Here is an 11,078-nt window from a genome sequence, read left to right as displayed (position 1 = left end):
ATCTCAAATGTTTCATCGTATCCGTAAGGGCCGGTGATGGTTCCAGTCACTTCATCAGGGAAGTCATCAAAGCCATCTGGATAACCAGACCATGTCTTGACGATCTTCAGATAGCCCTTATCCAAGCTGTTTATTATGCTGATGCTTGCAGCCTGAGCCTCGGTACCAGCAGTTACATCAACCTTGCCATCGGCAGGATTTAGTGTAGTGCTCCAGCCTAAAACATCATCCTCATCAATGGTGTATTCACCAGGAGGCAATGGACCAATGATTTCCTCCCAAACACCAAATTCATCAGGTTCAATCGTAAATGTTTCATCGTATCCGTAAGGGCCGGTGATGGTTCCAGTCACTTCATCAGGGAAGTCATCAAAGCCATCTGGATAACCAGACCATGTCTTGATCAGCTTCAGGTAACCACCTCTGGTATTTCCAAAGTTTGCATTGGTTATTGAAGTGTTGTTGATACCAGGTTTTGCACTCCAACCTATATCAGCCCTGTCCATTTCGTCGTAGGAGCTGTCCTCCGTAACATCAAATGGTACCTTCCACCAGGAAGTATCTCGGTTGTAGGATGGACCTGAAGGGTCAACATACATTCCTTCTCCCATTGAAGAGAGCGTTGGATATGACTGGGTGTAGCCCTCCATGACTCCTTCTGTGATCTCATAGACAAAGTTGTATGACAGGTGATCGAAAAGGAAGTATCCATTGGAATCTGTCATTATTGTTTTTTCCACATTGTGAATATCATACAGGTCAAATCTAATTGTAATTGGCCAGCCTTCAATTGGGGGCTCGCCCGGATCCCATATTTCGTTATTATTTAAGTCATTGAATTTGTATCCGGATATTCTTGCTTCAGGAATCCCAACGCTTGGCATCGGCAAGGTCTTTGCTCCTGCAGTTGAACCACCTGCTGTTCTGAAATAGGTCTGTGAGTTGGAAGGTGATCCGTTACTGTAAAGTCCAGCGCCATAGGATGTTGTCATACCAAGGAAGTCCTCAGTGTATAGCCATCCACCCCAGTCATAGGGAGGTGCTGTCTCTTCTGAATAAACATTTATAAGTGGAACATCAGGTGTCATTGGGTCTCCGTCAAGGTCTCCCAAGCTGTTCCAAAGGAATGATCTTGCAAGGTGCATCTGATAATATACATAGATTGTGCCAGGTTTTGGATCTGCTTCTTCAAGCTCCAATGCATCAAGTATCTGATCCCTGGTAACATACCAAACCCTTGTTGTGTCAAATCTGCTACCTATTATATCTGTAGATTGACCTTTTGCATATGCAGCAGAGATATTGATTTGCTCCTTGATTTCTTGTTCAGAAAGATCTATTTTGCTAAAGCTACTAAAAATATACTCATTGTCCTCATTCTGTGCAATGTTCGCAGTATCCCTATCTGTTATTGGGTAAGGATTACCATTCATATCAGGGAATCCGTAGTTGTTGGTAAAGACAGTCGGGTCTGTACTTACAGAAATGTTTCTGACAAGGTCAAAGAACACTGATCCCTTACCATCCTTAGCCACACTGCTGTCCTGATAGAAAGTAAATTCAGTACCAACTCTATCCAGCGCTGATGACGAATTCTGATCCCAGACAACATTGTCTATCCTGGTAATGAATGAAACCCATTCACCCTCTTCATAGGTTTTTCCTGCATTACCAGAGCTCCAGCCATTGTTGTTGAAGTTTTGGCCGATGTTGAAGGCATGAGGGAACAGGTCGTTGTCACCTGCGTAAACAAGCGACATTGGCATTAGAAGCTGCAGTACCATTGCAAGCGTAACTATAAAAATCAGCCGAAATTTATTCGTGCTACGCTTTACCATGCTCGCATACATATAAATTCTCCTTTCTTGTAGAAATTATTTTTACCATTAATTATGGGAAAACTAGTCAAGATTTATTGTCGAATGTTCTATTATCTCACCTCCTTACAAAGTATTTTGCTTCTACACCCCAACATACGCACCACCTCCTTGAATTTTATGTATATTCAATTGATTGTAAAAGGCTAAATATGGTATAGTAAAAGCACAACAAGCCAAACCTATACATAGGATTGGAAGTTGCAGGAATCCGGTATAGCTGTCCAGGCACCCCGGATTCCTTCTCTATTTAGAATCGATTCCCATAAAAACAGGGTCTCAAAAACTACAAAAACCGACCAAAAGGTCGGTTACGCTATTGGCTCATAAAAGGAAAAGCGTCCATAATAATTCCCTTTAATCACGGCCACCAAAAATACTATATTTCAGTTATACTATACCCCCATAAAACTTCATTACTCTACCTTGAATATGAATTTATTGTAAAAATTACAAAAATACTACACATTGCCTTCTCAATAAAATGTGATGACTAAAATTAGAGTTGTTTTGAGCTGATCTAAAGTTAAGAGGGTTGGAAACCTGGCTTCCAACCCTCTTAAGACTACTGCATCTATTTGCTGATATCTGATTCCTACTATTCTGGCATTACTTCTGGATGTGGAAATCCACATGGTACATATGAATCAAAGTGAACTGCCACAAATACTGGTTTACTGTAATCGATAGCAGGATCAATTATAAGTTTACCAGGTGCATTGGTCATTGCGCCTCTAAACAGTGGCAACTCTGTATTTCCGATCCATACCATCATATTCATTTCAACTATATTCTCATCAATGTCTACATTTCTAATCTCAACATCAGTACCATTCCACCAGATATCAAGATGACCTATCAGGTATCCTTTTGTGATATCGTTTTGGGCTGCACCTGCGTAGATTGGTACATTTTCTTCAATTGGATATGGATCTGTACTTTGCTCAACAATACCCAATCCTAAGCTCCAGCCCCAATTCTGAGCAGGGATACCCAAATCTGAGTGAAGAATGTCACCAAACATCCAGGCGGTCTCATCAGTGTGGCACAGGTTGTAGAAGTCAAATGATTTTTCTACTGGAGGTGGTGGGCATATGCAGTCAATTGAAATTTCGCCACAATCGCCACATTCCATTCCATCTTCAGGCAAGCTGGCAAATATATATTTGTCCTCTGGGCCTACTTGAAGCCAGTACTTGCCATTCATCATCCAGAATCCATCCTTCTCACCATCTGCCTCTTCTGACAATCTGTACTCTCCTGCAGGAAGATCAAGGAAGCAGTATTTGCCTAATGAGTTGGTTACATCTCTATCGATTTCAACCCACTCATCATCCTCAAATCTTTCAAGGATTATTGTCCATCCAGGAAGAGGATTGTCAGTTGGCCATGGATCATCCATGAAGCCAGCATAGTCAAGACCATACTTGAAGCCGCACAGGTCAAAGAATTCTTCTTCTTCGTTCACAAAATGCTTACCTGTTGCCCTAACACCAGCAGCGAGTTCAACTGTCCAGAATCCCTCGGTCGGATATGTTTGTACCCAACCATCCTGCATTAACTCATATACAAAATATGTGTCTGGGCATAGAAGATCGAAGAAATAGAAACCATTGCTATCAGTAGTTGTCCACTTGAAAGCATCAGCTTTATTCGGTTCACCAACGGCTGGTTCTCCCTTGTAAAGCAAGATTTCCCAACCTGATAGGGTAGTACCAGTTCCAAGAGTATCTTTAAATTTTATACCTTGGATTTTGCCTCGTCTGTTTACAAAATCCTGGTCCACTGCATTGCCATCATTACCATCATCAGGTAGAGTAACCTCTATCATACCGCTGATTGGATCAAATGGCCCATAGCAGTCATCAAACATCTCGTATACATAATAGGTTCCTGCAACTAGGCCGCAGAACTTGTAGTCGCCAAACTCATCTGTCATTGTGGAAGCCAGCAATCCTTCTGTTGCAACACCTGGTATTTCACCTGGGTCTAATGTACGATCATACAGATAGATTGACCAGTCTTCCAATGGAACTCTTGTTTTAAGTCCAGTGTAAAAGTCTTCTGTTTTGGTACCTTCGATGCAATACCTTGGTACTGGCATTACAAAGTCACCATAGGCATATGGTCTGTAGCCGACCTTGATTGAGCCCTCAGGACTTCCATCATGAGGATCAAATGCTACCAAGTAACCACCTGATGTATCTCCATCAGTACGGCAAACTGCCCACATCAAGCCAGCCTCATCCATTCCAACACCAACTGGTGTTGTACCGATAGGCAATGTAATATATCCACTTGTGCCAGCTCCAATGTCATACCAGCAGACCCGATTTCCACCGGATCCTGCAGTTGTGCTTGCTATCCAGATTTTGCCCAGTCCGTTAAATGACATACCACGAAGGTTCTGTGCTCCTGAGATAGCCACAGTACCTGTTCCCTTAATCCATAATACATTACTATAGCTTGTTGCATACACCTGACCTGAATCAGGGTCGATAAGTAATGAGTATGGAGAGTCTACATTCCATTCTTCAGTAAATTCACCATTGTTTGGGTTAAAGCTCCAAACTCCATAATCTCCACTTCTAGTAGGTGTAGAGTTTCTGCTTGAGATATAGAGCATCCCATCAGGTGCGAATTTCATTTCATAGAAATTTAACTTTGGATTTGTAACTATTGTTTCTCCTACTTGATTTAAGTCTGTTCCGTCAAATTCAAACTTCATCAACGCTCCGCTGCTGTAGAAGCCTATCCAAATATATCCATCCTCGTCTATAGCAATTGCCCTTGGCATATCACCAAGTCCACCAACATTGAATACCTTGACAGCTTCGTCTGTACCGAATGCAAGCACTGGGTCAGGGTAGGCATGTGTTGTCAAGCCTGTAGTATCTGCTTGAATTCTAACAACTGAACCTTGAAGATTAACGCCATCTGCACCTGTATTAAGCACCCAGGCATTGCCGTAAGCGTCCATGGCAATACGTGAGGTACGCCAGTTGTAATCTGCTGTCGGGCTTACACGTGGTTGAGTGTAATACCTGGCAACTTCAGTTTTATTGACCAAGTCAACCTTTGATACACTTGCTTCACCAGAGTTTGGAACAAATCCAAAGTTAGGTTCGACTATTGGCTCGGGCTCTGCAAATGCATTTGCCGGAATCAGTGCCAATATCATGGTCAAAGCCAGTAAAATTGAAGACCATTTTCTCGGTTTCATCATTTTTCCTCCTCAAAATATATTTCGTTACCATCAATTAAGGGAATTTCTATTAAGTTTGAAACTAATCAATTGTTATCCAATCACCTCCTCGTAATTTATTTGCTTATGCAACCCATCATCCGCAACACCTCCTTAAGTTTTAGATTTATGATTGATTTAAAATGGCTAAAATAGTATAATATAGACACAACAAACAGACCTTTAGCGAGGATTGGATGTTGCAGGAATCCGGCTATGCTGACCAGGCTCTCCGGGTTCCTTCATTTTTTGAGGTTTGTTTAATATATTATACACAAAAAAACCGACCATCTTGGTCGGTTACGCTATTGGCTCATAAGGGGGAAAGCGTCCATAGTAATCCCCCCTAATCAATGCCTCCATATAGTTTATGTACTTCAGTTTTTACATAATAACATATCTCGCTAATAATATACCCCTAATTTCATAAACTACCACTATAAATCGTTAAAAAGTTTTCAAGATTTTGTTTTGAAAACGTAATTATTATGCAAGAAACCTTCATGCAGTTTTAGGGGGTAGAAATAAATTTACACTTCCTGTACAATGAAAAGAGGGAATAGGATAAAAATAGCTAAAACTGGGGGATATGACAATGACCAAGGAATTGAGATCAAGTCTCTTGCTGCTTTTGACAGCTGCAATATGGGGGTTGGCCTTTGTGGCACAGAGGATTGGAATGGACTATCTGGGGGCATTCACCTTCAATGCATTAAGGTTCGCACTGGGAAGCCTTTCCCTTATACCTGTGATATATTTTGTGGAGGGGTCCAACAAAAGGAAGGGAATAGCTGAGGATGCGGGCGAGAATGACACTAGGAAGATTTTCATGTACGGAATGATTGCTGGCAGCGTTCTTTTCACAGCTGCAGCCCTCCAGCAGGTTGGTCTGATCTATACAACTGCAGGTAAGGCCGGCTTTATTACAAGCCTATACATAGTACTTGTGCCCATATTGGGTCTCTTTATAAAGCAGAAATCCAATGGATTTATCTGGGTTGGAGCAATCGTAGCTGCAATAGGATTATACTTCCTTAGCATCAACGAGGATTTGACCATCCAGTTTGGAGACCTTTTACAGCTTATTGGAGCCTTCTTCTGGGCAACCCACATCCTTGTGATAGGACACTTTGCCTCAAAGGTCAACACCCTGAAGCTTTCATCGGCACAGTTTGCTACCTGCTCCTTGTTGAGCCTTATGGTTGCGCTTGTGTTTGAGGATATCCAGGTTGCAAATATCTTAAGCGCAGGAGTCCCGATACTTTACGGAGGCTTGATGTCAGTTGGTGTTGCCTATACACTGCAGGTTGTGGCCCAAAGGCATGCAAAACCTTCCCATGCAGCCATTGCATTAAGCACCGAAGCGGTGTTTGCGGCTCTTGGGGGAGCGGTCCTTCTAGGGGAGATCATGTCACTGAGGGGATACTTTGGAGCCTTTCTTATGCTTGCGGGAATGCTGATTTCCCAGGGTGATAACATCATAGGCAGAAACAGCAAAAAGAACGCCATTAGTGAATAGCTTAGAAAATTACGGCCCAAGGGCCGTTTTTTTGTGTGAAAAACCAATATGTCATAATTAGGTCACATTTGTGTCCCATAATTAAGATAAAGATAAAAACAGACGAGGGGGAATCGTGATGATGATAATTGTAGCCTTGCTTATTGGGGTTGCTGTCTACTACCTTGTAACAGGAGATAATCCTGTTGGTAAGGGACCAGTAAGAGGCAATGGTCCTGAGGACAAGCTAAAGGAAAGGTTTGTAAATGGAGAAATCGACGAAGAGGAATATATTAGAATGAAGGAAGTTTTGAGAAAATAAGGGGGGATGAATCATGATGTTTAACAGGGGCTTTTATAGATTTGGATTGGGAAATTGCTGCGGCTTCTTCGGAGGCTGGGACCTTTTGATTGGCATTGGTCTGCTGGTGGGTGCAGTTGCACTTATTCTTTGGATCAGGTCAAGAAACAGAAGCAACAGGGATGATTCCTATCTGGAGACATTGAAGGATAGGTTTGTCAGAGGCGAAATAACCGAGGAAGAGTATTTGGCAAAGAAAAATATTTTGGAAAGGAAGTAGATGTGATGATGAAAAAAACAATAGCGGTTCTATTGATATTTGCAGTTGTATTTACAGCAGGTGGAGTGTTTATGAAGTATAACACCTATGCCATGGGCTTTGGAGGCTACTACAACGATGACCAGCAGGATGAATACTATAGGGGAAGAATGCCTGGTAGAGGCTACATGAATCCCTACTGGGATGATGAAGGATACAGAGCACCTGTGGAAGACCAGGAAGATGTGAATGCATGGCCATACAGAGGGTATCAATATCCTAACCATCCAATGTGGAGATATTATGAAGACGGAGACTTTCCCCTTTGGGAAGACTTTGATGAAAATCAGGGCTATTTCAGGGGATGTCATGGATATTACTACAGGGATGAGATCATAGAGAGATAGAGATTGAGGGTGAAGTGATGGATTTCAAAATACTTCTTGTGGAGGACCAGGAGGAAATCAGCTCCATAGTGGCAAAATACCTTAACAAAAACGGCTACAAATATGACATTGCAAAGGACGGATTTGAAGCATTGGAGCTTTTCTCCCAAGCGGCCTACCACCTTGCGGTCCTTGATATCATGCTGCCTGGAATAGATGGATTCCAGGTCCTTCAGGAGATCAGAAAAACATCCGATATCCCTGCCATCATGCTAACAGCCCGTGAGCAGGAAGCAGACAGGATAAAGGGCTTTGAGCTGGGTGCGGATGACTATGTTGTCAAGCCCTTCAGCCCCAGGGAGCTGATGAAGCGGATAGAGGTTTTGCTCAGAAGAGTATACAATGAATCAAACGAGGTGGTTCTGGCAGTTGGCGACCTGAGGCTTTATACAAGGAGCATGAGGCTATTGAAGGGCCAGGGGGAACTCGAGATCACATCAGCCGAGTACAAGCTACTTCATACCTTTATGAAGAACAAAGGCTTGATTCTAACAAGGGAACAGCTAATTGAGAAGTCCTTCGGTCACGATTACGATGGCTATGACAGGACAATCGACACCCATATAAAAAGGTTGAGAAGAAAGATAGAGGATGACCCAAGGAATCCAGAATATATAGTGACAAAGTACGGGGTTGGCTACCAGTTCGGAGGTGAAGGGGCATGACCATAAGAAAGCTTCTCCTTATTGTGATGGTCCTAGTGGTTGTGCTGTCTGTTGGATTAAATGCAACCATACTGACATCCCTTACTGACCGGTACTTTGTGGACTACCTTGATGAAAGCTACGAGAACCACACAGAGCAGATCATTGAATATACAAGGGCTGCCCTGGAGAGGGAGGATCTTTCCTATTCACAGATGAGCAGGGAATTGAGCTCGCACCTCATAGAGCCGATTGTAAGGATCAGGCTTCTGGATACTGAGGGTAGACAGCTTGTGGATGTTAGAGCTGACATACCAATGATGGGTGGACATATGATGAACAGCAGAATGTATGAAAGGTTCACAAGCAATTCCGCGAAGGAGTTCATGTACCAGGTAACATCCAATGGTGAGCTGGTCGGGAATCTTGAGATTACAAGATTCGGTTCCACGGAAAATACATCCGGGGCGCTGCTGTTTAAATCAGCCTTGATTAGGAACAGCGTATTTTCAGCCCTGATAGCCCTCCTTATAGCAATTGTCGTGGGCTTTCTGATCAGTGGGCGCATGGCTGGGGAGCTAAAGAAAACTGCCAGTCAGGCAACCGCAATACAGGAGGGGAATCCGTCGCCTGTGGAGAAATCATTTATACAGGAGATAACAAGCATCAGGGAGACCCTTGATGACCTGAATGTAAGGCTGAAGCTCAGACAAAAGAGCAGGAAGGAACTGACGGACCAGCTGATCCATCAGACCAGAACTCCCTTGACCATACTGAAGACCCATCTGGAGGCGATTGAGGATGGCATGGTTGAAGTGGACCAGGAGGAGATAAATATACTGGAGGATCAGATACAAAACATAACTGCCATAATCTCAAACATGAGTGAGCTCATAGATGCTGAATCCACCAAGGGTGAAATAAAGTTTGAAGAGGTGGAGCTAAATCAGCTGATCAGAAAAATAATGGCGGGACTTAAGCCTCAGTATTCCAGAAAGGGAGTTCAGCTTAACCTCCTTACAAATGATAAGAGGACCATAAGTACAGACAGGTACATGCTTAGCCAGGCAATATATAACATCATGACAAATGCCTACAAGTACACCGAGGAAGGCGGCAGGGTTGAAATTAGTTATGGAATGCAGGATGGGAGGCTGGGTATTGAAATAATGGATACAGGTGTTGGAATCCCTGAAAAGGATAGGGATAAGATATTCAATGCATACTACAGTGGAGAAGGTGATTCAGGAAAAAGTGGAGAAGGTATCGGGCTGTATGTTGCTGCAGAGAACCTAAGACAGCTTGGGGGACGAATATCCGTGCAGTCTGAGAAAGGAAAGGGCAGCAGGTTCATCATTGAGCTGCCTGCAGATTAAGGGAGAGATTAGATGAAAAAGTTCAAGAAAAAGCTGAATGAATTTATAGAGAAGCTTGCAAGGGCCAATGAAAGTCAGTTTGGAAACAGGAAGTTGGATTGCTGCAGTCTAAACAAGACACAGAAATAAGCCAAGTAAATTAAAAATGGTGCTCCAGGTAAAGGGAGCACCATTTTTCGATTATCAGTGAAATTTTCTTGGTAATAATATCCCAGTAGAGTATAATAGAGATAAGCAGTTTCAAATCCAACTAGGAGGGCCCCAAATGCTGTTGTTTATTAAGATTCTACTGGTTTTACAAATGCTGGCTGCAAATATGCATCTGACTTTGAAGAGCTCTAGGCTAAAAAAGGGCATGAGAGCGACTTTGGGTGTGCTGTTTTTTGTAACCTTGCTTTTTATAGCAGCCTTTTATGCAGTGGCATCTGTGGTACCAAAAGGATACCTGTTTAATGGTGATGGACTCTACCTTGTATTTACACTGGTTTACTACATTCCTCTCAGGTTCCTTACGGATCAGCCTGCCAGGAATACACTCACCATAATGGCAACTGCATGGGTGTACACTATCTTTATCTACATCATTTCCCATAGAATTGCATATCAGATAGATCCGGATAATCTTCAGCTTAACTCACTTATTATCCAGACAGCCTTCTATTTGATTACCTACAGTACATATTTCAGGTTTATGAGTGAAAAATTCATATATACAATAAGAAACATGGACAAGCTATCTGTGAATATCCTTATGACACTTAGCATCTCGACAGTCAGCATTCTTTTCCTAATGAACTTTTCATATGTATACGGACATTCCCTCTTCAGTGAGATGGTTGAGCCTACTTTGTTGATATTGATATCCACATTATCATTGCAGCTTGCAAGCTCCTTTGTAAAATCCAGCAAGGATGCTGAATCCATAGGTAGAAGAGTTCGAAGGGATCCTCTGACAAGACTGGGAAACAGGGAGGCCATGATGGAGGATGTCACCAGAAGAATCTCCAGAGATGAGGTGTTCGGATTGATATTTGCTGATTTGGATCAGTTTAAGCAAATCAATGATAACTATGGTCACCAGGCCGGTGATGATTATCTTGTTGCATTTGCCAATACGGCAAGGACTTTTTTGGGACAGAAGGATAGATTTTACCGGATTTCCGGAGATGAGTTCGTGGTTGTCTGCGATTTTGACAATTGCGACGCCCTGATGAAGAGATTTGACGATTTCCAGTTCCTTAACAATCCAAGAGGCATAGAATTCTTAGGGTTAAGCACAGGTCATGCCCTTTATCCAAAGGAGGAAAGAGACGTTGTAGATCTATTGACAAAGGCTGATGAAAGAATGTATCAGGTAAAGAAAGTAAAACATAGAAACCAGGTCAATTGATTGTGGAATGGATACATAATCTGTGATAGAATAAGTACATAAA

10 protein-coding genes and 1 riboswitch are annotated in these 11,078 nt (G+C 42.5%); of the genes, 8 read left to right on the top strand and 2 right to left on the bottom strand.

The genetic code is table 11. The annotated features are described in order from the left end of the window. The coding region (locus ACKVDP_RS11750; RefSeq protein ID WP_409229062.1) for a hypothetical protein at positions 1 to 1,850 on the bottom strand (1,850 nt) is incomplete at its 3' end. Positions 1,851 to 2,475: 625 nt separating this feature from the next. After that, positions 2,476 to 5,100 carry a hypothetical protein gene (locus ACKVDP_RS11745; protein ID WP_409229061.1) on the bottom strand — a complete coding sequence of 875 codons (2,625 nt, stop codon included), beginning with the start codon at positions 5,098 to 5,100 and terminating at the stop codon, positions 2,476 to 2,478. Between the two features lie 306 nt (positions 5,101 to 5,406). Further along, a riboswitch (cyclic di-GMP riboswitch) is annotated at positions 5,407 to 5,490 on the bottom strand. A gap of 226 nt (positions 5,491 to 5,716) precedes the next feature. On the opposite strand from ACKVDP_RS11745, the gene ACKVDP_RS11740 reads away from it, so the two are divergent. From ACKVDP_RS11740 to ACKVDP_RS11705, 8 genes are all read left to right on the top strand, one after another. Next, positions 5,717 to 6,640, top strand: a complete 924-nt coding sequence (locus ACKVDP_RS11740) for a DMT family transporter (RefSeq protein WP_409229060.1) — start codon at positions 5,717 to 5,719, stop codon at positions 6,638 to 6,640. Between the two features lie 118 nt (positions 6,641 to 6,758). Continuing rightward, entirely contained in the window at positions 6,759 to 6,941 is a 183-nt protein-coding gene (locus tag ACKVDP_RS11735; RefSeq protein ID WP_409229059.1) for an SHOCT domain-containing protein, read from the top strand. Between the two features lie 13 nt (positions 6,942 to 6,954). Beyond that, positions 6,955 to 7,200 (top strand): SHOCT domain-containing protein, encoded by a 246-nt coding sequence (locus ACKVDP_RS11730; RefSeq protein ID WP_409229058.1) that lies wholly within the window; start codon positions 6,955 to 6,957, stop codon positions 7,198 to 7,200. A gap of 5 nt (positions 7,201 to 7,205) precedes the next feature. After that, positions 7,206 to 7,586 (top strand): hypothetical protein, encoded by a 381-nt coding sequence (locus ACKVDP_RS11725; RefSeq protein WP_409229057.1) that lies wholly within the window; start codon positions 7,206 to 7,208, stop codon positions 7,584 to 7,586. 17 nt (positions 7,587 to 7,603) lie between these two features. Beyond that, complete coding sequence (locus ACKVDP_RS11720) at positions 7,604 to 8,290, top strand: response regulator transcription factor (protein ID WP_409229056.1); 687 nt, start codon at positions 7,604 to 7,606, stop codon at positions 8,288 to 8,290. Then, positions 8,287 to 9,645, top strand: coding sequence for a sensor histidine kinase (locus tag ACKVDP_RS11715; RefSeq protein WP_409229055.1), 1,359 nt, complete (start codon positions 8,287 to 8,289; stop codon positions 9,643 to 9,645). The genes ACKVDP_RS11720 and ACKVDP_RS11715 overlap by 4 nt, the downstream gene beginning before the upstream one ends. Before the next feature lie 12 nt (positions 9,646 to 9,657). Beyond that, the gene (locus ACKVDP_RS11710; protein WP_409229054.1) at positions 9,658 to 9,774 is read left to right on the top strand and encodes an LDCC motif putative metal-binding protein; all 117 of its coding nucleotides are present in this window, start codon (positions 9,658 to 9,660) and stop codon (positions 9,772 to 9,774) included. Positions 9,775 to 9,910: 136 nt separating this feature from the next. Next, complete coding sequence (locus ACKVDP_RS11705; protein ID WP_409229053.1) at positions 9,911 to 11,035, top strand: GGDEF domain-containing protein; 1,125 nt, start codon at positions 9,911 to 9,913, stop codon at positions 11,033 to 11,035. Positions 11,036 to 11,078 lie beyond the last annotated feature (43 nt).

It is taken from the genome of Gudongella ferriphila (genome assembly GCF_046224405.1).
Classification (GTDB): domain Bacteria; phylum Bacillota; class Clostridia; order Tissierellales; family Tissierellaceae; genus Gudongella.
This window is presented reverse-complemented; position numbering and strand designations above follow the sequence as displayed.

What these genes read in the sequence shown, in the direction of transcription:
- ACKVDP_RS11715 (WP_409229055.1), top strand. Translation starts at nt 8,287, where the DNA reads ATGACCATAAGAAAGCTTCTCCTTATTGTGATGGTCCTAGTGGTTGTG.
- ACKVDP_RS11745 (WP_409229061.1), bottom strand. Translation starts at nt 5,100, where the DNA reads ATGAAACCGAGAAAATGGTCTTCAATTTTACTGGCTTTGACCATGATA.
- ACKVDP_RS11720 (WP_409229056.1), top strand. Translation starts at nt 7,604, where the DNA reads ATGGATTTCAAAATACTTCTTGTGGAGGACCAGGAGGAAATCAGCTCC.
- ACKVDP_RS11710 (WP_409229054.1), top strand. Translation starts at nt 9,658, where the DNA reads ATGAAAAAGTTCAAGAAAAAGCTGAATGAATTTATAGAGAAGCTTGCA.
- ACKVDP_RS11740 (WP_409229060.1), top strand. Translation starts at nt 5,717, where the DNA reads ATGACCAAGGAATTGAGATCAAGTCTCTTGCTGCTTTTGACAGCTGCA.
- ACKVDP_RS11705 (WP_409229053.1), top strand. Translation starts at nt 9,911, where the DNA reads ATGCTGTTGTTTATTAAGATTCTACTGGTTTTACAAATGCTGGCTGCA.
- ACKVDP_RS11725 (WP_409229057.1), top strand. Translation starts at nt 7,206, where the DNA reads ATGATGAAAAAAACAATAGCGGTTCTATTGATATTTGCAGTTGTATTT.
- ACKVDP_RS11730 (WP_409229058.1), top strand. Translation starts at nt 6,955, where the DNA reads ATGATGTTTAACAGGGGCTTTTATAGATTTGGATTGGGAAATTGCTGC.
- ACKVDP_RS11735 (WP_409229059.1), top strand. Translation starts at nt 6,759, where the DNA reads ATGATGATAATTGTAGCCTTGCTTATTGGGGTTGCTGTCTACTACCTT.